Annotated in this window: 22 protein-coding genes; 20 read left to right on the top strand and 2 right to left on the bottom strand. The window is 65.9% G+C overall.

The window, feature by feature from the left end; genetic code table 11:
- Nucleotides 1–3 precede the first annotated feature (3 nt).
- Genes ACVIW0_RS37100 through ACVIW0_RS37080 form a run of 5 tightly spaced genes read left to right on the top strand, consistent with a single transcriptional unit; the run spans nucleotide 4 to nucleotide 4330 of the window.
- Nucleotides 4–1128, top strand: coding sequence for an NAD(P)/FAD-dependent oxidoreductase (locus ACVIW0_RS37100; protein WP_461356738.1), 1125 nt, complete (start codon nucleotides 4–6; stop codon nucleotides 1126–1128).
- An 11-nt stretch (nucleotides 1129–1139) separates the two neighbouring features.
- Complete coding sequence (locus ACVIW0_RS37095) at nucleotides 1140–1436, top strand: (2Fe-2S)-binding protein (protein ID WP_461356737.1); 297 nt, start codon at nucleotides 1140–1142, stop codon at nucleotides 1434–1436.
- Complete coding sequence (locus tag ACVIW0_RS37090) at nucleotides 1433–2851, top strand: FAD/NAD(P)-dependent oxidoreductase (protein WP_461356736.1); 1419 nt, start codon at nucleotides 1433–1435, stop codon at nucleotides 2849–2851. Before ACVIW0_RS37095 ends, ACVIW0_RS37090 begins: the two co-directional genes overlap by 4 nt.
- Nucleotides 2848–3975 (top strand): NAD(P)/FAD-dependent oxidoreductase, encoded by a 1128-nt coding sequence (locus tag ACVIW0_RS37085; protein ID WP_461356735.1) that lies wholly within the window; start codon nucleotides 2848–2850, stop codon nucleotides 3973–3975. Before ACVIW0_RS37090 ends, ACVIW0_RS37085 begins: the two co-directional genes overlap by 4 nt.
- Nucleotides 3976–3982: 7 nt before the next feature.
- A complete protein-coding gene (locus tag ACVIW0_RS37080; RefSeq protein WP_461356734.1) occupies nucleotides 3983–4330 on the top strand; it encodes a RidA family protein in 348 nt (115 codons plus the stop codon).
- Nucleotides 4331–4369: 39 nt separating this feature from the next.
- Here ACVIW0_RS37080 and ACVIW0_RS37075 read toward each other — a convergent pair whose 3' ends face one another.
- Nucleotides 4370–4861, bottom strand: a complete 492-nt coding sequence (locus tag ACVIW0_RS37075) for a hypothetical protein (protein ID WP_461356733.1) — start codon at nucleotides 4859–4861, stop codon at nucleotides 4370–4372.
- Between the two features lie 64 nt (nucleotides 4862–4925).
- Between ACVIW0_RS37075 and ACVIW0_RS37070 the strand changes: the two genes are divergently transcribed.
- The 10 genes from ACVIW0_RS37070 to ACVIW0_RS37025 all read left to right on the top strand — a co-directional run bounded on the left by ACVIW0_RS37070 (nucleotide 4926) and on the right by ACVIW0_RS37025 (nucleotide 13729).
- Nucleotides 4926–5996 carry a sensor histidine kinase gene (locus ACVIW0_RS37070; RefSeq protein ID WP_461356732.1) on the top strand — a complete coding sequence of 357 codons (1071 nt, stop codon included), beginning with the start codon at nucleotides 4926–4928 and terminating at the stop codon, nucleotides 5994–5996.
- A gap of 56 nt (nucleotides 5997–6052) precedes the next feature.
- Nucleotides 6053–6709, top strand: a complete 657-nt coding sequence (locus ACVIW0_RS37065) for a response regulator transcription factor (RefSeq protein WP_461356731.1) — start codon at nucleotides 6053–6055, stop codon at nucleotides 6707–6709.
- A 160-nt stretch (nucleotides 6710–6869) separates the two neighbouring features.
- Nucleotides 6870–7232 (top strand): hypothetical protein, encoded by a 363-nt coding sequence (locus ACVIW0_RS37060; RefSeq protein WP_461356730.1) that lies wholly within the window; start codon nucleotides 6870–6872, stop codon nucleotides 7230–7232.
- A gap of 2 nt (nucleotides 7233–7234) precedes the next feature.
- Complete coding sequence (locus ACVIW0_RS37055; protein ID WP_461356729.1) at nucleotides 7235–8977, top strand: OmpA family protein; 1743 nt, start codon at nucleotides 7235–7237, stop codon at nucleotides 8975–8977.
- The gene (locus ACVIW0_RS37050) at nucleotides 8977–9477 is read left to right on the top strand and encodes a Rab family GTPase (protein WP_461356728.1); all 501 of its coding nucleotides are present in this window, start codon (nucleotides 8977–8979) and stop codon (nucleotides 9475–9477) included. The genes ACVIW0_RS37055 and ACVIW0_RS37050 overlap by 1 nt, the downstream gene beginning before the upstream one ends.
- Nucleotides 9478–9758: 281 nt before the next feature.
- Nucleotides 9759–10169, top strand: coding sequence for a DUF3597 domain-containing protein (locus ACVIW0_RS37045; RefSeq protein ID WP_461356727.1), 411 nt, complete (start codon nucleotides 9759–9761; stop codon nucleotides 10167–10169).
- Nucleotides 10170–10334: 165 nt separating this feature from the next.
- Nucleotides 10335–10613: a hypothetical protein gene (locus tag ACVIW0_RS37040; protein ID WP_461356726.1), complete on the top strand. Its 279-nt coding sequence runs from the start codon at nucleotides 10335–10337 to the stop codon at nucleotides 10611–10613.
- Between the two features lie 73 nt (nucleotides 10614–10686).
- The gene (gene mscL / locus ACVIW0_RS37035; protein WP_461356725.1) at nucleotides 10687–11106 is read left to right on the top strand and encodes a large conductance mechanosensitive channel protein MscL; all 420 of its coding nucleotides are present in this window, start codon (nucleotides 10687–10689) and stop codon (nucleotides 11104–11106) included.
- A 47-nt stretch (nucleotides 11107–11153) separates the two neighbouring features.
- The gene (locus ACVIW0_RS37030) at nucleotides 11154–11321 is read left to right on the top strand and encodes a hypothetical protein (protein WP_461356724.1); all 168 of its coding nucleotides are present in this window, start codon (nucleotides 11154–11156) and stop codon (nucleotides 11319–11321) included.
- 317 nt (nucleotides 11322–11638) lie between these two features.
- Nucleotides 11639–13729 (top strand): tetratricopeptide repeat protein, encoded by a 2091-nt coding sequence (locus ACVIW0_RS37025; RefSeq protein ID WP_461357531.1) that lies wholly within the window; start codon nucleotides 11639–11641, stop codon nucleotides 13727–13729.
- 7 nt (nucleotides 13730–13736) lie between these two features.
- Here ACVIW0_RS37025 and ACVIW0_RS37020 read toward each other — a convergent pair whose 3' ends face one another.
- Nucleotides 13737–15467 (bottom strand): ATP-dependent Clp protease adaptor ClpS, encoded by a 1731-nt coding sequence (locus tag ACVIW0_RS37020; RefSeq protein WP_461356723.1) that lies wholly within the window; start codon nucleotides 15465–15467, stop codon nucleotides 13737–13739.
- A gap of 324 nt (nucleotides 15468–15791) precedes the next feature.
- On the opposite strand from ACVIW0_RS37020, the gene ACVIW0_RS37015 reads away from it, so the two are divergent.
- The 5 genes from ACVIW0_RS37015 to ACVIW0_RS36995 all read left to right on the top strand — a co-directional run bounded on the left by ACVIW0_RS37015 (nucleotide 15792) and on the right by ACVIW0_RS36995 (nucleotide 22798).
- Entirely contained in the window at nucleotides 15792–18146 is a 2355-nt protein-coding gene (locus tag ACVIW0_RS37015; RefSeq protein ID WP_461356722.1) for a mechanosensitive ion channel family protein, read from the top strand.
- Between the two features lie 183 nt (nucleotides 18147–18329).
- The gene (locus tag ACVIW0_RS37010) at nucleotides 18330–19538 is read left to right on the top strand and encodes a helix-turn-helix transcriptional regulator (protein WP_461356721.1); all 1209 of its coding nucleotides are present in this window, start codon (nucleotides 18330–18332) and stop codon (nucleotides 19536–19538) included.
- 594 nt (nucleotides 19539–20132) lie between these two features.
- Nucleotides 20133–21233 (top strand): LLM class flavin-dependent oxidoreductase, encoded by a 1101-nt coding sequence (locus ACVIW0_RS37005; protein ID WP_461356720.1) that lies wholly within the window; start codon nucleotides 20133–20135, stop codon nucleotides 21231–21233.
- Between the two features lie 78 nt (nucleotides 21234–21311).
- The gene (locus ACVIW0_RS37000) at nucleotides 21312–21866 is read left to right on the top strand and encodes a flavin reductase family protein (RefSeq protein ID WP_461356719.1); all 555 of its coding nucleotides are present in this window, start codon (nucleotides 21312–21314) and stop codon (nucleotides 21864–21866) included.
- Between the two features lie 176 nt (nucleotides 21867–22042).
- Entirely contained in the window at nucleotides 22043–22798 is a 756-nt protein-coding gene (locus ACVIW0_RS36995) for an SDR family oxidoreductase (RefSeq protein ID WP_461356718.1), read from the top strand.
- The last annotated feature ends 4 nt before the right edge of the window (nucleotides 22799–22802 follow it).

Here is a 22802-nt window from a genome sequence, read left to right as displayed (position 1 = left end):
CCCATGCACAAGGACTATGACGTCGCTGTCGTCGGCGGCGGCCTGCTCGGCTCCGCGATCGCCTGGGGGCTTGGCCGCCTCGGCAAGACGGTGGCCGTGCTTGACGAAGGCGACATCGCCAAGCGCGCCTCGCGCGCCAATTTCGCGCTGGTCTGGGTGCAGAGCAAGGGGCTCGGCATGCCGGCCTATACCGGCTGGACGGTGCGGGCTTCGGAAGCGTGGGGCAGGCTTGCGGCCGAATTGAAGGACCAGACCGGCCTCGACGTCGCCCTGCAGCAGAACGGCGGATTTCATCTGACGCTCGGCGAGGACGAGTTCGCACAGCGCGGTCAGCTCGTCACGCGCATGCATAACCAGGTCGGCGCGGCCGACTACAGGATGGAGATGCTGTCGGCATCGTCAATCAAGAAGATGCTGCCGCTGATCGGGCCCGAAGTCTCGGGCGGCAGCTTCTGTCCGCTCGACGGCCACGTCAATTCGCTGCGCACCTTCCGCGCCTTTCATACCGGCATGAAACTGTTCGGCGTCGATTATCTACCCGAGCGGCCGGTGTCCGCGATCGCCCATGATGGCGGCGAATTCAGGGTCACGACGCCGCAGGGCGAACTCCGTGCGGCGAAAATTGTGCTCGCAGCCGGCAACGCCAACCAGAATCTGGCGCCGATGGTCGGTCTCTTTGCTCCGATGGAGCCGACCCGCGGGCAGATTGTCGTGACCGAGCGCACCATGCCGTTCCTGCCGCATCCGCTGACCACCGTGCGCCAGACCGACGAGGGCACGGTGATGATCGGCGACAGCCGGGAGGAGCAGCTCGATGATCGCACGGTCAATCACGCCGTGAGCGCGGTAATGGCCGATCGCGCGCAGCGCATGTTCCCGCATCTCGCGCGCCTCAACGTCGTGCGCACCTGGGCCGGCATCCGCGTGATGACGCGGGACGGCTTTCCGATCTACGACCAGTCGGAGAGCGCGCCGGGCGCGTTCGTCGCCTGCTGCCATTCCGGCGTGACGCTGGCATCGAATCACGCCTTCGACGTCGCTCGCATGATCGACGCCGGTGCGCTCGAGCCCGATCTGGTGGGTGCATTCTCGGCCCGCCGCTTCGGCGCGCGCGCAGGCCAGAACTGAAGAGGCATCCAATGTTCAAACGATCCGATCAAGACAACCGGCCGCGCGTGCAGATCTTCGTCGACGGCGCGGCCGTCGAGGCGCGCGCCGGGGACACGGTGTCCGCGGCGCTATTGGTCTCCGGCCGCGACGTGCGGCGCGCCACCGCGGTCAGCGGCGCGCCGCGGCTGCCCTATTGCATGATGGGCGTGTGCTTCGACTGCCTCGTCACGATCGATGGCGTCGGCAATCGCCAGGGTTGCCTGGTGCCGGTCGCCGACGGCATGCAGATCGAAATCCAGAAAGGCAAGAGGGAGATCGGCCGATGACCATGCGCCCTGCTCGCGACAATTATGATGTCGTGGTGATCGGAGCGGGCCCGGCGGGGCTCGCCGCGGCGGCGATGGCCGGCGGAGCCGGCCTGTCGACGCTGTTGCTCGACGAGAATGCGGGGCCCGGTGGCCAGGTCTGGCGCAGCATCGCGTCGACGCCCGTGAAGGCGCCCGAGCAACTGGGCGCCGACTATTGGGCCGGCGCCGATCTCGTCCGCGAGCTGCAGTCAAGCGGAGTCGAGATTCTTCAGCGCGCGACGGTCTGGAGCCTCGATCGTCATCTCGAGATCGGCATCTCGGCCGGCGGCACATCGTGCTTCATCAGGGCGCGGCGGGTCATTCTCGCGACCGGTGCGCTGGAGCGGCCGTTTCCAATTCCCGGCTGGACGCTGCCGGGCGTGATGACCGCGGGCGCCGCCCAGACGATGTTGAAATCGTCGGGCCTGGTGCCCGATGGCCGCACCGTGATTGCAGGGCAGGGGCCGCTGCTGTGGCTGCTAGCGGCGCAGATCCTGCGGCTCGGCGGCCGGATCGATCGCATCCTCGATACCACGACGCGGGCGAACTATTTCGCGGCGCTGCCTTACGCCCTGGGATTCCTGACATCGCCCTATTTCGCCAAGGGCCTCGCGATGATGCGCGAGGTGAAGGCGAAGGTCCCCGTCGTGACCGGCGTCAACGAGCTCGCCGCGTCCGGCGACGGCCAGCTTGCACGCGTGAACTATGTCGCCGGCGGCCGGCGCGAGACGATCCCTGCCGAACTGTTGCTGCTGCATCAGGGCGTCGTACCAAACGTCAACCTGGCGATGGCGGCCGGAATCGAACATCGCTGGGATGACCGGCAACTCTGCTGGTCGCCGCTGCTCGATGCCGACGGCAGCACGTCGGTCGCAGGCATCGCCATCGCTGGTGACGGCGCCGGCATCGGCGGCGCCACCGTTGCGGTCGCGCGTGGCCGCATCGCCGCACGCGCCGCGATCGAAGCGCTGGCGCCTGCTGCCGCGGCGAAGCTCACGGCAGACAATGTGCTCAAGACGGCCCTGGCGCAGGCCGAACGCGGCCGCGCCTTCCTCGACGTGCTGTTCCGTCCGGCGCCGCAGTTTCGGATTCCGTCGGCGGAGACGATCGTCTGCCGCTGCGAGGAGGTGACGGCCGGGGATATTCTCGATGCCGTCGCCATCGGCGCGACCGGTCCGAACCAGCTCAAGGCCTATCGGCGCACCGGCATGGGCCCGTGCCAGGGGCGTCTTTGCGGTCTCACCGTCACCGAGCTGATGGCGCAGGCGCGCGGCAAGAGCCCGCAGGAGATCGGCTACTACCGGCTGCGCGCGCCGGTGAAGCCGATCACCCTGGCGGAACTCGCGTCGATGCCGCGAACCGAGGCCGACGTCAAAGCCGTGGTGCGTGGATGACGAAGCTTGCGGATGCCATCATCGTGGGTGGCGGCATCCACGGATGCTCGACCGCGCTTCATTTGTGCCTGGCAGGCATGAAGCCGGTGCTGATCGAGAAGGACTATGCCGGCCGGCACGCCTCCGGCGTCAACGCCGGCGGAGTCCGGCAACTCGCAAGGCATGTCCCCGAGATCCCGCTTTCGATTCGCTCGATGGGCATCTGGGAGCGGATCGAAGAGCTGGTTGACGACGATTGCAGCTTCGAGAGCCATGGCCAGGTGCTGGTCGCCGAGAACGACGCGGAGGTGGCAGCGTGCCGAGCCCGGGTCGCGGAGCTGAACGCGCTCGGCTTCACCCATGAGGAACTGATCGACGCGACCGAGCTTCGGCGGCTGGTGCCTGCCGTGGCCGAGACCTGTCCCGGTGGGGTGGTCTCACGGCGCGATGGCGCCGCCAATCCGGCGCAGGCGACCACGGCGTTCCGGCGCAAGGCCGCGATGCTCGGCGCCACGGTGTGCGAGGGCATCGCCGCCAGTAACATCCGGCAGCATGACGGGCTGTGGCAGGTCGATGTCGGTACCGACAGCTACGCCGCGCCAGTGCTGGTCAACGCCGCCGGCGCGTGGGCCGGGCGGATCGCCGCGAGCCTCGGTGAGTCGGTCCCGGTCGAGACCGTGGCGCCGATGCTGATGATCACCTCGCGCGTGCCGCATTTCATCGATCCCGTCGTGATCCTGCGTGGCCGCAAGCTGTCGTTCAAGCAATTCGCCAACGGAACCGTCCTGATCGGCGGTGGCCATCTGGCGACGCCGGATCAGGACCGCAACGAAACCGTGCTGGACTGGCACAGCCTTGCGGTGAGTGCGCGCACGGTGTTCGAGCTGTTCCCGGTGATGCGCGCCGCGACCATCGTGCGTGCCTGGGCCGGCATCGAGGCTCGCACCAAAGACGAGCTGCCGGTGCTCGGGCCGAGTGCCCGTCACAAGGGGCTCTATCACCAGTTCGGCTTTTCGCTCCACGGCTTTCAGCTCGGTCCCGCCGCCGGCGCTGTCATGGCGGAGCTGATCGTGAACGGCGGCACCCAAACCCGGATCGGCGGCCTCGGCGTCGAGCGATTCCACACCTCCCAACCACAACAATGAGGACATCATGACCATCACCCGCGGCATCCGCACGCCGATCATGCACCGCGCCGTCGAAGCCAACGGCTTTGTGTTCGTCGGCGGCACCATCGCCGACGACACCAGCGTCTCGATGGGTGAGCAGACCCGCAACATCCTCGGCAAGATTTCCGGCTATCTGAAGCAGGCCGGCACCGACATCTCGCGCGTCGTCAGTGCCTCGATCTTCGTGACCGACCTATCGAAGAAAAAGGAGATGGATGCCGTCTGGATCGACGTCTTCGCCGACGACCTGCCGGCGCGCGCGACGGTCGGCGTGGCCGATCTCGGCGGCGGCGCGCTGATCGAGGTGGTGGTGACCGCGCTCAAGGGCTAGTTGGGGCCGTCCAGCCCTGCGGGCGCGGAGCTTCCGGCGTCAGGCCTCTTGCTCCGCCGCCGGGGCCGCGTAGATCTCTCGTGCGCGCCGGGTCACGGCCGCGTAGCGCGCCGTCGCGCTGAGGCTCATCAGGCCGGCGCGGACCAGGCCGAGAATGGCGCGCCGCGAGTGGAACGGTCCGGTCTTGCTCGCGGCATATCCGCGCGGGTAGAGCTGCAGGCGGCCGGCCAGCGCTTCCTGCAACGCCAGCTTCTGGGTCGCACTCAGCCGCCGGCGCCGCGCGGGCTTCTCCGCTTCCGCCAACATGCGCAGCTCAATGCGCGACGATTTCCGTGGCGCAGCCTTCATTGTCAGCTCACGATCCGGTCGACTGGCGCGGCCTGCCGCAAAGCCCGGCGCACGGCCGGCATCGTCATGGACGCCGGCATGTGGCACAACATCGCTTGCGTTGTTGCTCATCCCCGAACAGAACCGCATTTCGAGCGGCAGCGGCATCTGACGAAGGTCAGGATCGGTTGTGACGAAAGTCATATTCGTTTGCGGCCGCTGGCGGCTTACGCCAGAGTGGGCTGCTCGCTGAGTTGATGGGCAACGCATGATCAATCTGGGCAACGATTTGCTTGCGGCCGCAGAAGCCGACGTCATCGGATTAGCCGTCATCGGTGCCGACCGGAGCATGCAGCGGAAAATCGGGCGGCTGGTCGAATGGCTTCCCGCGCCCGGCATAGATTGCTGCGAGTGCATGCTGCTGGTCGGCATGGAGGCCGAGCTGGCGGCGCTTGCGAGCGGCCAGCGGAACATGATCGCGCTGGCCGGCGTGCGCGGCGCGTCGCCCGACATCACCCAGCCGATGACGGCGGTCGTGCTGTGGAATGGCGTACAGTCGCATTACTTCGTCATCGCCACGCCGGATTTCTCCGGCTGCCAGGTCGAAACCTTGCTCGGCAGCGAGCGGCGGGCCCGGCGCCTGATGGAGCAGCAGCTCGAGGCGGCCAGCGCGGAGGTGCGCTTTGCCTCGCTGGCGCGGACAAGGCTGCGGCTGGCGCGCGATCTGCACGACACGCTGGTGCACTCGATCGTGGCGCTGCTGACCCAGATCCGGCTGATCAGGCACTATCTGACCGCCGATCCCGCACGCGTGGCGGACAGTCTCGCAACGGCGGAGGATGCAGCCGCAAGCGGCCTCAGTCGCGCCCGCGAGGCGATCGCGCGGCTACGGATGCCCGACGACTGGAAGCTCGATCCCGATGTCGAGGGGCAGCTCAGCGATTTCGCCACCCGCAGCGGCGTCAGGGTGTCGATCCAGATCGACGACGCGGCACGGGCCGGCTTGCGCGATTGCGGCTTGACCGTTCAGCGCATCCTCAGCGAGGCGCTGCGCAATGTTCAAACCCATGCGCAGGCACGGCGCGTCTCGTTTCACGCCTTCGACGAACCGGCCGCGGTCGGCCGCAAGCTCATCGTCGAGATCCGCGACGACGGCCGCGGTTTCGATCCAGCGGTGCCTACTCCCGGACATTTCGGATTGATCGGAATGGCCGAATTTGCTGAACTCATCGGCGGAAGCTGCGCGGTGGAGAGCGCGCCCGGACAGGGAACGCTGGTCCGGATATCGCTCCCCGTGGCGGTGCCGCCGGCAGCATCTGCCGGCGTGCTGGCCGATTGATGTGGTCGCCATGTTGGTCTGCGCCGTGCACACCTTCGAGAGGATGACGGAAGCCCGTGAGCAGGATTGAGAAGGTGCGGGTGCTGATCGCCGAGGATCAGACCCTGATCAGGGAAGGTATCGCCACACTGCTGGCCCAGCAGAACGACGATTTCGAGATCCTTCCTGGTGCTGCCGACGGCGAGCAGGCGATCGAGTTTGCGCGGCGCTATCGGCCTGATGTCATCCTGATGGATCTGCAGATGCCGCGTATCGACGGCATCGCGGCGACCCAACGGATTCTGCGCGAGCTGCCGCAGACCCATATCGTGGTGCTGACGACATTCGAGACCAACGATCTGATCTTCGAGGCGGTGAGCGCGGGCGCCAAGGCGTATCTGCTGAAGGATGCCAGGATGGAGGAGATCGCCTCGACCATCCGCGCCGTGATCAACGGCCAGTCCGGGCTGTCACCCAGCGTTGCCGCGCGCATCCTCGACGAATTCAAGCGGCTGCGCGGCCCGCGCGTCTCGGCGAAGCTGCCGGTGCGCGACGGGCTGACAGCGCGGGAGAATGAAATTCTCACGCTGATCGTCGAGGGCAAGAGCAACACCGAGATCGGCGAGCGGCTGCATTTGGCCGAGGGCACGGTGAAGAACTATGTCAGCACCATCCTGGAGAAATGCCAGGTCAAGAACCGTACGGAACTGGCAATAAAGGCAATCACTTATTAGAAATAATTGCCCTTGTCCGGACAACCAGACGGCTGATCTGGCTGAGATTGCTCGCCTTTCTCTGGGCCGCGCCCGCAAAATTGGCTATAGGGTTGTTTCGGATTTGCTTTTTGACACGGCAACTCCGGATTGCGCAGCTTTGAGTAAGCAGGAAAAGACCATGAAGGGTATCGAGCGCCAGACCAAGGATACCGATGGACCGGCAAACGCGGCGGCCGGCAACGGCGCGGATGCCGCAGCGCATGGCATGGCAGCGATCGATCAGGTCCGCGACCTCCTGTTCGGCGGCGCGCAACGCTCGCTGGAGACCAACCTCTCGGGCCTGCGCGAGGAGATGCAGTCGTCGCTGAAGCAGATGCAGGCGGACTTCACCAACGAGCTCACCGCGCTTTCTGCGCGGCTGTCCGACCTCGAGCGGGATACCGAGCAGAAGCGCTTGGACTCGCTGAAGGATGTCGGTGCGGCCATCACCCAGCTCGGTTCCGTCATCAGCGGATTGGGATCGGGCCGCACGGGCAAATAGCCATGGCAGCTGCTGCCGGCCAGAACCGCGAGATCGAGCAGCTCAAGACATTGCTGTTTCAGCCCGAGGCGACGCGTCTGACGTCGCTGGAGGCCGATCTCGACTCGCTACAGCGTTATGTCGGTAATTCCGATCGGCTGGAGACCGCCACCGCCGGCATCCTGGTCGAAGCGCTGGAGCGTGCCGAGGTCAACCGGCCGCGCGAGCTCGCCAGTGCGATCGCGCCGGTCGTGGTCTCCGCGATCCGCAATGAGATCAAGAATTCGCGCGAGCAGATGATCGAGGCGCTCTATCCGATCGTCGGCCGGCTGGTCAGCGCGGCGGTCGCCAATGCGTTCCGGGAACTGGTTGCCTCGCTCGAGCAGCGCATCAATGCCCTGACCTCGGCGCAGCTGTGGGTCGGGCGCGTCAAGTCGCTGGTGACCGGACGTCCGATCAGCGAGTTCGTGCTTGCGGATGCCCCGCCGCAGATCAACCGCCTGCTGATCATCGAACGCGGCAACGGCCGCCTGATCGCCGATTGGAAGCGCGAGGCGACCGCCGACGAGCGCGCCGATCTGCTCAGCGCGATGGTCGCGGCAATCCTCGAATTCTCGGTGCAGGCCCTGGCCGGTGAAGGCAATCTGCAAACGCTCGATTTCGGCGGACGGCAGCTCGCGTTGCGCGCCTCGCCGCGCTACATCCTGGCCGCGGAGTGCCTCGGCCCGCTGCGTCCTGCCGACAATGCCCGGATCAACTCACTGTTCTTCGATGCGATCGAACGCATCGACCGCGGCGCGGATTGCGATGGCCCGATGCTCGCCTCGCTCGCCGCTGCTATCGAAACCGACGACACGCCGCAGCGGATCGCAAGCCGGCGTGGCAAGGTGATCCTGTTTGCGCTGCTCGCGGCTGTGGCCGCGCTGTTGCTTTACCTTGCCGCGACCTCGGTGACGCGAGGCCTTTTGGAGCGGCGGACCCATGCTGCGCTGGCGCAGCTCGCCGCCAAGCAGCCATTGCTGGCCAGCTTCCCGCTGCGATTAGACTTCGATCACGGTGGTCGAAGCGTGGCCGTCTCGGGCATCGAGCCGAGCCAGTTGGAAACCGCGCCATTGATCGATGCGCTCGCTGCGGCTGCGGCGCCGTACAAGGTCGTCGACCGCATCGGGCTGGTGTCCGCGCCGGATCAGGTTGCGGCGTCGCAGGCCGGCATCGCCGAGAGCCTGAAGCGCCTGCAGGCGAGTCTCGACCAGATGCGCGAGGCAATGAATACACAGGCCAAATCGGGCGACCAGAAACTCGCCGCTCTCGCCGAGCAGTACGACAAGCTCGGCGAACAGTCCGCCAGACTGGGCGAGCAAGTTGCCAGGCTGCAAGCCGTCGCCGACGGTCCGGCGGCGCGGCTCGACCGCTTCATCGCCACGACCGCGATCTTCTTCGTCAACAATGCCGATGAATTCCTCGACAACGACCAGGCCGAGCAGCAGCTGCGCGAGCTCGCCGGACTGATGGCCAACAATGATCTCAGGCTGCGCATCGTCGGCTATGCCGATCAGAGCGGCACCGAGGGCACCAACAAGACGCTGGGGCGCAAGCGGGCGGAGCAGGTGCAGCGCAGGCTGACCGCGCTCGGGGTCGATCCGTCGCGGCTGATCCTGGTGTCGCGCGCCGCGACGATTCCGATCACCGACCGGCTCGATGCCACCGTCGGCGGCAACCGCCGCGTGGCGTTCGAGACGGTCTATCGAGGCGAAGTGGCCCGCTGATGCTCACCGCAAAAGTCATGCTGCTCGGCGACATGGGGGTCGGCAAGACGTCGATCCTCTATCGGCTGATCTACAACCGGTTCGAGGGCCAGTACAAATCGACGCTCGGCGTCGAGATCCTGAGCCATGACGTGACGCCGGCGGATGGCGGCGATCCGATGCGCCTCGTGCTGTGGGACACCGACGGCGATTTCGGCACGCAGATCTTCGACACCGTCTACGTCACCGGCGCGTCCGCGGCCATTATCGTGTCCGACGTGACGCGGCCGCAGACGGTGACGCGGATGGTCGAGCTGGCCCGCGGTTTCGAGGAGCGATTTCCGGGCCGGCCCTACCGGGCCCTGCTCAACAAGATCGATCTGCCGGAGGCCGCGGGAAGCGCCGGCCTGATCGCCGAGCTCGCGAAGTCGAGCGTGAAATCGGTCAGCGCCAAGACCGGCGTCGGCATTGCCGAGAGCTTTATCGACCTCGCCCAGACCATCCGTCGTCGTCAGTTCTAGTCCAGGAAACTGAGGCGCAGGTCGGTGTCAGCCGTCCCGACTTCTCGGGGCTGGCGAATCGGGCCGGGACGGCTGACTTCATCGCACGTGGGGCGTACGATGAAACGCGCGCGACGTGCGGCACACGACCGCACGAATCTCCCCCGACTGCACCACGCCGTCCCACACTCCGATAGTGACGATGGTCATCTTCCGCTCGGCCAATGGCCTGCCTATCGTCCGCCCCGTCACCGGAACCAGCCACGGGGCCGACGCTGTCTCGGGCATACGGAGTGAGAGACATGAGCATTTTTGGAAGCATCATGGGTGCAATCTTTGGCCACGGCGCCCAGGCCAAGACACCTGATGGCAAGACGGCTGAGACCACGAGGACGGCTGCGCCCGGCGCATCGCCTGCATCAACATCCACGGCGCCTACCACGCCCGCCGCGCAGACCGTCGACGTCGCCGCGATCGTCGACAAGGCGGCGGCTGCCACCGGCGAGAAGCTCGACTGGCGGACGTCGATTGTCGATCTGATGAAGGCGCTCGGCCTCGACTCGAGCCTTGCGGCGCGCAAGGAGCTCGCCAAGGAGCTGCACTACACCGGCGATACCAACAACACCGCCACCATGAATGTCTGGCTGCATCAGCAGGTGATGGCGAAGCTCGCCGCCAATGGCGGCAAGCTGCCGGCGGACATCAAGACCTGACGTCTGCTTCGCGCCGTGCGCGCGCTAAGCATGATCCGGAAAAGTGCCAAGCGGCTTTCCCTCGCGACAAACGCGGAGATCATGCTCAAGCACGAAGCTAAAGCGCGTCGCGCTTTAGCGGCCGCACGGCTCCGAACCAAATGTATTGCGTGAGGAGCAGTGGCGATGACCTCATCTCATCATGCCATCCTGAACAGGCGGCGTACTGGCGTCGCCGCCACGTCGATCGGTGTGGGGCTCGGGCTCGCAGCACTGGCGCTGGGCATCACCATCGCCATCGCCCGCGCCGATAATTCCGGCGACGAGCAGCATCCGGCGAATGCGAACGTGCAGCGCGCCGCGCAGCTCCCGCCGCCCGCGCGGGTCATCTTGCCCGCGCCGTGGGAGCAGGCGACGCCCGCTCAGCCGGTCGCGGCGCCGGCGAAGTCGGAAGTCCGCAAATAATCTTCGCACCTTTGCAGCGGCCGGCGATCCCGTCGCCGGGTCGCGCACACCCTTTTTGGAAACAGGATATCACATGCTGAAGGAATTCCAGGAATTCGCCATGAAGGGCAACGTCGTCGATCTCGCCGTCGGCGTGATCATCGGCGCGGCGTTCGGCGCGATCGTGTCGTCGATGGTGGCCGATATCATCATGCCGATCATCGGCGCGATCAGCGGCGGGCTCGACTTCTCCAACTATTTCACCGCGCTGACGAAGTCGGTGACGGCGACCAATTTGGCCGATGCCAAGAAGCAGGGCGCGGTGCTGGCCTGGGGTAACTTCCTAACGCTCACGCTCAACTTCCTGATCGTCGCCTTCGTGCTGTTCATCGTGGTCCGCCTCATGAACCAGCTCAAGCGCGAAGCGCCCGCAGCGCCGGCCGAGCCGCCGAAGCCGACCAAAGAGCAGGAGTTGCTCACCGAGATCCGCGATCTCCTCAAGTTGCGTGCGTAGCGATCGCCACTTGTATCGTGCGTACTGCCCAGCTCTGGAGTCTCGTCATGCCAGAACAGGTCAAACTGCCCCGAAAGTTGTCGCAAGAGCCCGGCGGTCCGTCCAGGCTACGGCCGAGCCATCGGCGGGTGATCGAGGAACTCGACAGCTGGGCCAACAGCCCCGGCCTGCAGCCGCCGAGTGACGCAGACGAGCGGGACGACAACAAGCGCTAAGACATGATCCGGAAAAACGCGAAGCGGTTTTAGTGCAGATCACATGCCGTCTCCGATCAGTTGAACGGCACGCGCGCCCTGGCCGTCGCTTTGCTCAGAGCAAAGCGGGTGGGCACCTGCTCTCTCCGCGGGCAGTGGCGCGTGCGGCTGACCCCCATCCCGACTTTCCCCCTTTCAGGCGGAAGGAGAACACATCCGCATCCGGATTGAGATTCTTCATCGGGATTTGCGCGCCGGATTTGGCGGAGCCGTTCGTTTAATCCCCGTCGGGGTCTTTTGGCGGGGGCGGTATCGTGGGCAGTGTGGCGGTCGACCGGATGTTGCAGGATGCGGTGGCGCATTATGGCGCGGGCCGTGCGACGGAGGCCGGCACCTTGTGCGGCGAAATCCTCACCGCCGATCCCGACCATGTTCCGGCATTGCATCTGTCCGCCGTGATCGCCTTCGTGACCGATCGCGCGGCCGAGGGTGCGGTGCTGCTGAACCGGGTGTTCAACCTCGATCCGCATCATGGACCGGCCTTCGCCACGCTCGGCGATGCGCTCGCGGTGAAAGGCAAGCATGAAGGCGCGGTGGCGGCGTTCCAGCGCGGCGTGACTCTGCGGCCGCAGGATGCCGGCCTGCAGGTCAAGCTCGGCGCCGCGTTGTGCGATCTGTCGCGCTTCGACGAAGCTGAAGCGGCATTTCGCCGCGCCATCACGCTCGATGGCGGCCTGACGCGGGCGCGCTTCAACCTTGCCGTTGCGCTGGGAGCGCAGCAGCGGCCGGTCGAGGCCGAGCAGGCCTATCGCGAGGTGATCGCGCGCGATCCGGCCTATCGTGGCGTCTGGCTCAACCTCGGCAACGCGTTGACCGATCAGAAAAAGCTCGACGCCGCCGTCACGGCCTATCGGCGCGGGCTTGCCGCCGAGCCCGACCATCCGGGGCTGCATAGCGGCCTTGGCGCGGCGCTCTACCGCCAGGGCCGGCTGGAGGACGCAGTCGCGCATTATCGCCGCGCGATCGCGCTCGATCCCGACAACCTCGCGCCGCAGCGGCTGCTCGCCATGGTGCTGCACGAGCTGGGCGAGCGCGAGCAGGCCGTCCGCATCTATCGGCAGGTTTCGGCCCGCGATCCATCCGACCACGTCATCCTCAACAATCTCGGCGCCGCCCTGTTCGAGCTCGGACAGGTCGACGACGCGATCGCCTGCGCCGAGCTCGCGCTGGCGCTCAAGCCGGACTACGCCGCCGCGCACACCAATCTCGGGATCATCTTCGAGGCGCAGAATCTGGTCGAGGCGGCAGTCGCGGCGCATCGACGCGCCATCGAGCTCGACCCGCTCTATGCCAAGGGCCACGGCAATCTTGCGGTCGCGCTACGCAATGCCGGCGACATCGACGCCGCGCTGGTAGCCTCGCGCCGGGCCATCACGCTCGATCCCACCCAGCCGCTGGCGCATTACAACCACGCCCATTTCCTGCTGATGAACGGCGAGTTCGAGGAGGGATTCGAAGAGTATCAGTGGCGGCGTAAATCCAAGGTGCTCAGCGACGGCGATCCGGTGTTCGACGAGCCGGAATGGCAGGGGGAACCGCTGGCCGGACGCACGCTGTTGCTGTTTGCCGAATACGGGCTCGGCGACGCCATCAATTTCGTCCGCTATGTGCCGATGCTGGCCGGCAGCGGCGGCCGGATCATCCTGCAGGTGCAGCCGGCGCTGGTCGCGCTGCTGCGGCCGATGCTACCCGATGTCGGGATATTCGCCCGCGGCGAGCCGCTGCCGCCGTTCGACCTGCAGCTGCCGCTGCTGAGCCTGCCGCGGATTTTCCGCACCACCGTCGAGACCATTCCGTCGGCGGTGTCCTATCTGCGGGCCGATGCCAACAAGCTCGCGCGCTGGCGCGAGGCGCTCAGCGGCGTTACCGCGCTGAAGGTCGGCGTGGTTTGGGCCGGCAATGCCAGGCACAAGGGCGACCGCCAGCGCTCGCTGCCGGCCGATGCCGTGCTGCCGCGGCTGGTGACGCCTGGCGTGCAGCTCTACAGCCTGCAGAAGGAGCCGCGGCCTGACGATGCGCCGGTGCTGCGGAGTCTCGGTGATGACGTGGTCGACCTCGCGCCGACGCTCGGCGATTTTGCCGACACCGCGGCCGCGGTCTGCGCGCTGGACCTCGTGATCGCCGTCGACACTTCGGTGGCGCATCTCGCCGGCGCGCTCGGCCGCCCGATCTGGATGCTGTGTCCCTACGCGCTCGACTGGCGCTGGCTGCGCGATCGTGCCGACACGCCGTGGTATCCGACCATGCGGCTGTTCCGTCAGGACAGGCCGCAAGCTTGGGAAAACGTGCTGGCGCGGATGTCGGACGAGCTTGCGCGGCTCGCCGGCGGCGAGCGGGAGTTGCTGCTGCCGGCGTCTTTGGCGCGCTGACCTGTCATCACCCCGCGCTCATTCCCTGTGCGCCGCCGAGCAGCTTGACGTTGAGCCGGCCGCCGTCGAACAGCATCTCGTTCAGTGCGCCGTCGATGTCTTCGGCGGTGACATCCTGGCCGCCGCCGCGGGCGATGCTGGCCTGGGCGATACGGCGCATCAGCTCCTTGATGAAGGCGGCGCTGACGCCTTCGGTGCGCTGCACCGCGGCATCGATGACCGGTGGTTCGAGCGGCAGGCCGCGGCCGTAGAGCCGGATCAGCTTGCCGCGGCCGGGCGCATCGGGCAGCGGCACCTCGATCGCCTGGTCGATGCGGCCGGGCCGGCCGGCCAGCGCGCCCTCCAGCTCCTCCGGACGGTTGGTGGTCAGCACGAACAGGATATCGCAATCCTCCTTCAGGCCGTCCATCTCGTTGAGCAGCTTGTTAAGCAGGGATTCCTCGCACGGCCCGCCCATCTCGTCGCGGTCGCGCGCGATCAGATCGACATCCTCGATCACGACCATGGTCGGCTGCAGCAGCCGCGCCAGGCTCATATAGGCGCCGAGCAGGCCGACCTGCTCGGCGGTGATGATCAGCGTGGTGTGGTTTGGCAGATTGGTGGCGAGATAGCGGACGGTGTGGGTCTTGCCGGTGCCGGGCGGGCCGTACAGCAGGATGCCCTTGCGGGTCGACTGGCCGAGCCCACGCAGCCGGTCGCGGCTTTCGACGAAGTCGAGCACGTTGCGGTCGAGCAGCCGCAGCGTCCGATCCGGCAGGATCACGTCATCGCGGGCGACGGTCGGCAGGCGATGCACGGTCACGCCGCGCGCGCGGCCGCGATAGTCGGCGGCATCTTCTAGCGACAGGATCTTGCCGCGATAGGATCGCGCCGCATGCACGGCAGCTTCCAGCTCCGCAAAGGTGCGCTGCACCAGGGCGTTTCCGGCGGCGCCTGCGGGCACCGCGAGCTCGATCCGCAAACCCGGTTCGGTCTGATAATCACGATGGTAGCTGAGCAGCACCGCGTAGCGCAGCTCTTCGGTTTTGCATAGCCACAAGCCATTGGTCAGGCATTTCACCGACTCGGGCTCGCCAACGTCGACGTCGTGATACTGCGGCGGCGCGATCGGCGGTGCGTTGCGGCTGTTCTCCATCAGCGAGGCAATCGCGAGGGTCTCATAGCGGTGTTCTTCATGAATGCCGAAGAAGTGGAGCGGCGCGTCGAACAACTTGTCGATCGCGATCTGAACGTCCGCTCGCATGTGACCGGGAAATTGCCGCGACCGGGTCATGATCTGATTGCGCGGCGTCCCGGCAAAATGCCAATCGAGCGCCATGAAGGCATATCTGAACTCTTCGCTCGGCAGGTTTTCCGAGCTTGCCCGCGCGGCGATCAGACAGTTGCCGCACAGGCAGACTGTCCGGCGGATGAGAAACACGTCCGTCACGGGCTCCAACGCGCCACAGAGATCGCACGGCCGGGCCGCGTCGGCGGCTGACGCGGTAATCAGCAATGGATGCCCATTGCTGCGGATCAGCTGTTTGGCGGACTCCAGCAGTGCTTTGGCCACCGTCGCGGGATAGGGGCCGCATGCGAACCCGTCCTGGGCCTCGATTCGCGCGGTGATGGCAATCGCTTCTTTCCGGGATTTGCCGAATACCGTGCGCAACAGGTTACGCACGAATTCCAGCGGCGTCTCATCGTCATCATGAATGAAGAGCCGGACCGGGCCGTCGTCGCTGAACACGTCGTGCATGATCACCTCAAAACGCAATCGGAACCAAAAGAACAAAATAAGAACATCATGGCCGGCCGCCTACGTCAAGCGAAAGATTCCGCCGGCTCACCTCTGACGTGTGGCGCCGATCGACCGGCTCAGCGGGGGAGCGCGTTGCATGCGTAAACGCCGCTCAACGCTTGTGACTTTTGTGTTGCGGCAAATGCCAAGACATGGCCGCCACAGCGGCAAACTTCCGACACATCATCGGGGCGAAAAGGAGCATCCGACATGGCGCGAGCGCGAGAGCTGATTCCTTTCGGGGATCAGCCGTGGCGCGATGACTTTTAATAAGAGGCCCTCGTGTCGCACAGATTTCGTTTTGCGATCCTCCTCGTCCTCACTTTGTTCGTCTCTCCCGCGCTGGCGCAGCCGGGCGCAAAGCCGGCGCCGCCGCAACCCATTGCCAGCGACAATCTGACGCCGGAGCAAGCCAAGCGCGCGCTCGAGACGCTGCAGGACGACAAGAAGCGCGGCGAGATCATCAACACGCTACGCGCCATCGCCAATGCTTCGCCGCAGGCTGCTGCCCAGCCGGCGGCCGCGGAGCCGGCGCCCGAGCAGCAATCGCCGATCCCGCTCACCGCCGACAGTCTCGGCGCGCAGCTCTTGCTGATGGTGTCGGAGCAGGTCGGCGAGATGTCGCGCGAGGTCGCCGACGTCGCGCGCACCCTGACGAATTTTTCGGCGTTCTATTACTGGTTCGTGCGCACCGCCAATGATCCGGCCGCCTATGGCCTCCTGATCGATATCGCCTGGAAGCTGGCGCTGGTGTTCGGTTGCGCGCTGGTCGCCGAATGGGTGGTGTTCCGCTTCATCAAGCGGCCGGTGGCGTTCCTGGAGCGGCGGCTGCCGCAGACCGCGCGCGTGCCGGTGCAGACGCTCGCGAGCGTCGATCCGCCATCGTCGGTTACCGATGTCACGCCGGAACCGGAATTGCATCGGCGCCGTCTCAGCCTGGCGCGGGCATGGCAGTCGCTGGTCCGGCTGCCCTTCGTGCTCGGCCGCCTGCTGCTCGAATTGCTGCCGGTCGTCGTGTTCGTCGGCATCGCTACCGCGCTGCTCGGCACCGAGATCGGCGATCAGCCGACCACGCGGCTGGTGATCCTTGCGGTCGTCAACGCCTATGCGTTCTCCCGCGCGCTGATCTGCGCGGTGCGCGCGCTGGCAGGGCCGTTCGGCCTGTTCCGGGTCCGTGCCGAGACCGCGGCCTATATCGAGATCTGGGCGCGGCGCATCGTCGCCGTCGGCGTCTCCGGCATCGCCTTTGCCAATGTCGCGCTGCTGCTCGGGCTGCATCGCGGCGGCTATGCGGCGCTGATCCGGCTGGTGATGCTGGTCGTGCACCTCTTTATCGTCGTCATCATCCTGCAATGCCGGCGCCAGGTCGCCGACGTCATCCGCGCGCCGGCCGATCGAACCGGGCTTGCGGCGCGCATGCGCAATCGCCTCGCCGCGCTCTGGCACGTGCTGGCGATCGCGCTCGACCTCGCGCTGTGGGCGGTGTGGGCGCTCAACATCCGCAACGGCTATTCGCTGCTGCTGCAATATTTCGTCGGCACCGTCGTGGTGCTCTTGGTCACCCGCCTCGCCACCATGGTGGTGCTAAGCCTGATCGACCGCGGCTTCCGTATCAGCCCGGACCTGAAGCAGCGCTTCCCCGGGCTGGAGACCCGCGCCAACCGCTATCTGCCGCTGCTGCGCAAGGTGGTGACCGCGGTGATCGCCTTCATTGGCTTCGTCGCGCTGCTCGAGGTCTGGGGCGTCGATGCCATCGTCTGGTTCTATGGCGGCCAGATCGGCTCGCGCCTGATCTCGGCGCTGGTGACGATCGGGGTTGCCGCGCTCGCCGCGGCCGTGATCTGGGAAGTCGCCAACGCGCTGATGGATCGCCAGATCGACGCGCTGTCGCGCGACGGGCACTACGCCCGCGCCGCGCGCTTGCGTACCTTCCAGCCGATGCTGCGCACCGCGCTGTTCTGCATGATCGTCGCAGTGGTCGGCCTCACCGCGCTCAGCGAGATCGGCGTCAATGTCGCGCCGCTGCTCGCCGGCGCCGGCATCGTCGGCATCGCGATCGGCTTCGGTTCGCAGAAGCTGGTGCAGGACCTCATCACCGGGCTGTTCCTCCTGATCGAGAATACCGTGCAGGTCGGCGACACCGTCACGGTGTCGGGCCTCTCGGGCGTGGTCGAAAACGTCTCGATCCGCACCATGCGGCTGCGCGCCGGCGACGGCTCGGTGCATGTGGTGCCGTTCAGCGCGGTCACCACGATCACCAATGCCAGCCGCGGCGCCGGCAATGCGGCGGTCAGCGTCAACGTCTCGTATAAGGAGGACACCGACCGCGCCGGCGAGGTGCTGAAGGACATCGTCGCGCAGATGCGTCAGGAGACGGCGTATCGCGCGCTGATCCGCGGCGATCTCGAATTGTGGGGCGTCGACAAGGTCGACGGCTCCGTCGTCACCATCGTCGGCCAGATCCGCTGCACCGACGGCGGCCGCTGGTCGGTGCAGCGTGAGTTCAACCGCCGCATGAAGCGGCGCTTCCAGGAGGAAGGCATCGAGATCGCCTCGATGGGCCAGACTATCCTGATGCAGCTCCCGCCGCCGTCGGAGCCGGACACCAATGCGAAGCCGCGCCGCGCGACGGGCTAAACTGCCATCGCGCGCGCCCAACCTGGCGCACCTCCTGATTCGGATTAGGGCTGTGGTTCCATGATCCATGCTGCATCAAGTTGAGGCAGGTCGTGCCTTTGCTTGCAGGTTCGACTTGACGAGAGTGTTCGAATGGCCCGAAATTTGCGTGTTGGTACACGTCGATTTCGATTGAATTGAACAATGCATGCTGCGGAGAATTTTCCCGAGCAGTTGCTCGACCTGATCTACGATGCAGCTACCGATGAGACGCTGTGGTCCGATGTGCTGGTGCGGATCGCCGAGCTTACGGCAAGCGTGAATGGTGTGTTGTTCGGCCAGGTCGTCGGCGACAGCAAGGTTTTCTTCAACCATCATACGCTGTCGCGTGAGGAATGCCTGCGTGCCTACCGCGAGCGGTACGTGAAGAATCCGTATGCGCTGCATATGGACAGGCAGCACAATGGGGCGATCGTCCGGTCGGACGAGATCGCACCGCTGTCCGAATTGAAGAAGACCGAATTCTACCACGATGTTCTCCGTCCGCAGCGCGTCGCTCATGCCGCCATGATCTCGTTGGCCAAGCGCAGCGGCTTCTCCGTCGTGTTCCATCTCTGCCGCGGCGAGCGGCAGGGGCCGTTCGAGGAGCCCCAGATCGGGATCCTGCGCCGCCTCCGGCCGCATCTGTGCCGCTCCATTGAGCTCGGCTTTCGCCTGGAAGCCTACAAGTCACTGCGAGAGACCAATGCGCAGGCGCTGGACTGCCTCGCAATCGGCGTCATCTTCCTGGACCGCTCGCGCCGGATCATTCTGGCAAACGAGGCGGCGCGGCTGTTTGGCGCGGCGGACGGTCCGCTGCGGCTGCGCAATGGCACAGTCTCGGCGTTTGCCGCGAGCTTCTCGCGTCGGCTCGACGACCTGGTGCAGGCGGTGCTGCGGGGCCTGCCGGCAGCTACCATGAGCATGCCCCATCCCGAGGACGGGCGGTTGATTAACTTGCTGGTTTCGTCAGTGCGCAGCCGCGACATCGACCGTTTGCAGCGCCTCCACCCGCAGCGGGCCGCGGCGATGATCTTCGTACTTGATCCCGCCGGGCCGGGCGAATTGCCGGCGACCTCGCTGATGGACATCTGGCAGTTGACACTGGCTGAGGCGAGGGCCGCACTTTGCGTGGCGCGCGGATGTTCGGTTGCTGAGATCGCGCGACGGCTCGGCGTCTCGCCGAACACGGTCAAAACTCATTTGCGGCGCGTCTTCGCCAAGACGGGCGTACGCAGCCAGGTCGAATTAGCCGGCCTCATCGCGCCGCTCAAGCTGTTGGGCGCCGGCCAATCGGAGACAGGTGACGGGATCGATGCAGGCAACCGCCGCTCATCATCTTTGCCGCTGCCATCTCGAGGACCGCGACGGTGACGCCGCCAACGTCGTCCTGACCGCAGTCGGACACACTCTCCGCGTCGTCCTCGCATGGCTCAACCTTCTATGCGTCTAATCCTGAACGGTTTGATCCGACTGCTCGCTGCCTCGCCCGCGCTCAAATCGGCTTCATAACGGACGACTAATTTCCGGCTTCGTCGGGCAGGCGATCCTGATGTCATCCTCCCAACGGGTGACGTGCCATCGCTCCATCTCTCCTAATTTCAAGTCCAAGAAATTGGTGGAGAGAACGATAGATGCAAACCCAATCTATTCATCGAAACCGAACTGCGGGAGGAAACGAGGCGTCCGCTCGCCCGCTCTGCGTAGCTCATCGCGTCCGGACCGCGCGCCGGCCAGCACGGCTTCTGACGGCGGTAGGTGCGTCTCACCGCTGCGACAGCGTCTCGCGACAGTGAGACTGTCCGCGCGTCGCCGATCCCAAATCGCGGCCGGCCGATGGCCGAAATCCGGCCGTTCCCGTCCATTCCCTGCGATTTCCTCACTGGCACAGCGCTTGCTGATTGTCGCGTGGAATGCGCGGCAAGACGCATTGCATGACTGAACCCAACGCGAAGGAAGGAAACGCACATGGAGCTTGGCTACTTCACCATGCCCTCGCACCCGCCGGAGTGCGGATTGAAGGAGGGCCACGACTGGGACCTGCAAACGCTGCGCTGGCTCGACGAGCTCGGCTATCAGGAAGCCTGGATCGGCGAGCATCACACCGCGCCGTGGGAGCCGCACCCGTCGCCTGATCTGCTGGTGGCGCAGGCGCTGCTGCAAACCAAGAATCTGCGCATCGGGCCCGGCGGCTTCCTGCTGCCGTATCATCACCCGGCCGAACTCGCCAACCGCGTCGCGATGCTCGATCATCTCTCGAACGGCCGATTGAACTTCGGCGTTGCTGCGTCCGGCCTGCCGAGCGACTGGGCGATGTTCAACGTCGACGGCATGTCCGGCCAGAACCGCGACATGACCCGCGAGGCGCTCGAGATCATCCTGAAGATGTGGTCGGAGCCGGGGCCGTGGACCCACAAGGGCAAGTTCTGGACGGTGTCGAAGCCGGACACGATGTTCGATTTCCTGAAACCCCACATCAAGCCGTTGCAGGGCCCGCATCCGCCGATCGGCGTTGCGGGGCTATCGAAGAACTCCGACACGCTGAAGCTTGCCGGCGAGCGCGGCTTCATTCCGATGAGCCTCAACCTCAACCCGGCCTATGTCGGCAGTCACTGGGAGTCGGTCGAGGCCGGCGCCGCCAAGACCGGCCGCAAGCCGAGCCGCAAGGACTGGCGGCTGGTGCGCGAGGTGTTCGTGGCGGAGACCGACGAAGAGGCCTGGAAGCTTTCGACCGGCGACATGATGGGCCGGATGATGAGCGAGTACTTCCTGCCGCTGCTCGGCCATTTCGGCTTCAAGGACTATCTGAAGCACGCGCCCGACGTGCCCGACAGCGACGTGACCGTCGAATATTGCGCACGCCGGAATTGGATCGTCGGCTCGCCCGCGACGGTTACCGAGAAAATCGAGACAATCTACCGGGAGGTCGGCGGCTTCGGCGTGCTCTGCGTGTTCGGCTTCGACTACAAGCACAGGCCCGAGGCCTGGCACAACTCGTTGCGGCTGCTGAAGCAGGAGGTGATGCCGCGGCTCAAGCATCTCGGCGCCGAGTTCGAGAAGGCTGCATGACAGCTGCGCGGGGTGCGGGCTTGCCTCGCCCCCCGCGTCGCATATGTTAAACCGAGTGTTTTTGACGAGGTTTGCGGCATGACGGTCGACGCACAAAGTTTCAAGCAGGCGATGCGCCATTGCGCCGGCGCGGTCGCGCTGGTGACGGTCGGCTCTGAGAATGGGCAGCGCACCGGCCTGACCGTGACCTCGGCCTGCTCGCTGTCGGACAATCCGCCGTCGGTGCTGGTCTGCGTAAACCGTAATGCCAGCGCACATGCCCGCATCCGCGAGGAGCGCCATTTCGTCATCAATTTCCTGAACGAGGACCACGCGCTGCTGGCGCTGACCTTCTCCGGCCAGAAGGGCGTCAACGGCGACGACCGTTTTGCGTTCGGCCGCTGGACCACCGGCGCGACCGGCGCCCCGGTGCTGGAAGATGCCGTCGCGGCGTTCGACTGCGTCTTGAGCCAGGAGCTCGAGACCAAGACCCATTCGATCTTCATCGGCGAGGTCCAGCACGTCCGCGCCGCGACCACGGTCGATCCGCTGATCTATCTGCGCTCCGGCTTCCAGAGCGTGCGCAACATCCACGATCCGATCACGCTCGGCGACGTCGACGCACGGCGCGTCAGCTGGAACGAGTTCTCCTGAGCGGCTGCCGGTTGGCACGCATCCAGTAGTCAATCAGCAATGCTGACCAATCCCGATCAACTTGACGCGCAATCATGCGCGGCAGTGGCATGCTATGAATGCCCCGGCGCTTTCGGTCGGCAGTTTGGGGCGCCGAGCGCATCTCGATCTCCAATCGTCGACGGGAGAGACCCATCATGAAGATTGTTGTGATCGGCGGCACCGGACTGATCGGCTCCAGGACCGTTGCCATTCTGCGTCAACGCGGCCACGACGTGCTCGCCGCTTCGCCCAAGAACGGCGTCAACACCATCACCGGCGAGGGACTGAAGGAAGCGATGGCCGGTGCGTCTGTCGTGATCGATCTCGCCAATTCGCCCTCATTCGAGAACAAGGCGGTGATGGAATTCTTCGAGACCTCCGGCCGCAATCTGTTGGCGGCGGAGAAGCCGGCCGGCGTCAAGCACCACGTCGCGTTGTCGATCGTCGGCACCGACCGTACGCCCGAGAACGGCTACTTCCGTGCCAAGATTGCCCAGGAGAAGCTGATTGAGACGTCCGGCATTCCCTACACCATCATCCGTGCGACCCAGTTCATGGAATTCGTCGGAGCGATCGCCGACGCGAGTACGGATGGAAAGACGGTCAGGCTCTCGCCCGGCCTGTTCCAGCCCATCGCGGCAGAGGACGTATCGGCGCTCGTTGCCGATGTCGCGCTCGAGCCGCCGCGCAACGGCATCGTCGAGATTGCCGGTCCGGATCGCGCGCCGTTCAACGATATCGTGGCCCGCTACCTGAAGGCAAAAGGCGATCCGCGTCAGGTGGTGAAGGACCCCGATGCGCTGTACTGGGGCGGCCGCGTCGAGGAACATTCGCTGGTGCCGCTGGGCGAGGCGCGCCTCGGCCGCATCGATCTGAACGAATGGCTGCGCCGCGCGCGACCGGCCGCGTAACGGT

Source organism: Bradyrhizobium sp. USDA 4454 (genome assembly GCF_054822705.1).
This window is presented reverse-complemented; position numbering and strand designations above follow the sequence as displayed.

Excerpts from the sequence above, each read along its gene's own strand:
- ACVIW0_RS37100 (WP_461356738.1), top strand. The coding sequence starts at position 4 with ATGCACAAGGACTATGACGTCGCTGTCGTCGGCGGCGGCCTGCTCGGC.
- ACVIW0_RS37095 (WP_461356737.1), top strand. The coding sequence starts at position 1,140 with ATGTTCAAACGATCCGATCAAGACAACCGGCCGCGCGTGCAGATCTTC.
- ACVIW0_RS37090 (WP_461356736.1), top strand. The coding sequence starts at position 1,433 with ATGACCATGCGCCCTGCTCGCGACAATTATGATGTCGTGGTGATCGGA.
- ACVIW0_RS37085 (WP_461356735.1), top strand. The coding sequence starts at position 2,848 with ATGACGAAGCTTGCGGATGCCATCATCGTGGGTGGCGGCATCCACGGA.
- ACVIW0_RS37080 (WP_461356734.1), top strand. The coding sequence starts at position 3,983 with ATGACCATCACCCGCGGCATCCGCACGCCGATCATGCACCGCGCCGTC.
- ACVIW0_RS37075 (WP_461356733.1), bottom strand. The coding sequence starts at position 4,861 with ATGACTTTCGTCACAACCGATCCTGACCTTCGTCAGATGCCGCTGCCG.
- ACVIW0_RS37070 (WP_461356732.1), top strand. The coding sequence starts at position 4,926 with ATGATCAATCTGGGCAACGATTTGCTTGCGGCCGCAGAAGCCGACGTC.
- ACVIW0_RS37060 (WP_461356730.1), top strand. The coding sequence starts at position 6,870 with ATGAAGGGTATCGAGCGCCAGACCAAGGATACCGATGGACCGGCAAAC.
- ACVIW0_RS37055 (WP_461356729.1), top strand. The coding sequence starts at position 7,235 with ATGGCAGCTGCTGCCGGCCAGAACCGCGAGATCGAGCAGCTCAAGACA.
- ACVIW0_RS37050 (WP_461356728.1), top strand. The coding sequence starts at position 8,977 with ATGCTCACCGCAAAAGTCATGCTGCTCGGCGACATGGGGGTCGGCAAG.
- ACVIW0_RS37045 (WP_461356727.1), top strand. The coding sequence starts at position 9,759 with ATGAGCATTTTTGGAAGCATCATGGGTGCAATCTTTGGCCACGGCGCC.
- ACVIW0_RS37040 (WP_461356726.1), top strand. The coding sequence starts at position 10,335 with ATGACCTCATCTCATCATGCCATCCTGAACAGGCGGCGTACTGGCGTC.
- mscL (WP_461356725.1), top strand. The coding sequence starts at position 10,687 with ATGCTGAAGGAATTCCAGGAATTCGCCATGAAGGGCAACGTCGTCGAT.
- ACVIW0_RS37030 (WP_461356724.1), top strand. The coding sequence starts at position 11,154 with ATGCCAGAACAGGTCAAACTGCCCCGAAAGTTGTCGCAAGAGCCCGGC.
- ACVIW0_RS37025 (WP_461357531.1), top strand. The coding sequence starts at position 11,639 with ATGTTGCAGGATGCGGTGGCGCATTATGGCGCGGGCCGTGCGACGGAG.
- ACVIW0_RS37020 (WP_461356723.1), bottom strand. The coding sequence starts at position 15,467 with ATGCACGACGTGTTCAGCGACGACGGCCCGGTCCGGCTCTTCATTCAT.
- ACVIW0_RS37010 (WP_461356721.1), top strand. The coding sequence starts at position 18,330 with ATGCATGCTGCGGAGAATTTTCCCGAGCAGTTGCTCGACCTGATCTAC.
- ACVIW0_RS37005 (WP_461356720.1), top strand. The coding sequence starts at position 20,133 with ATGGAGCTTGGCTACTTCACCATGCCCTCGCACCCGCCGGAGTGCGGA.
- ACVIW0_RS37000 (WP_461356719.1), top strand. The coding sequence starts at position 21,312 with ATGACGGTCGACGCACAAAGTTTCAAGCAGGCGATGCGCCATTGCGCC.
- ACVIW0_RS36995 (WP_461356718.1), top strand. The coding sequence starts at position 22,043 with ATGAAGATTGTTGTGATCGGCGGCACCGGACTGATCGGCTCCAGGACC.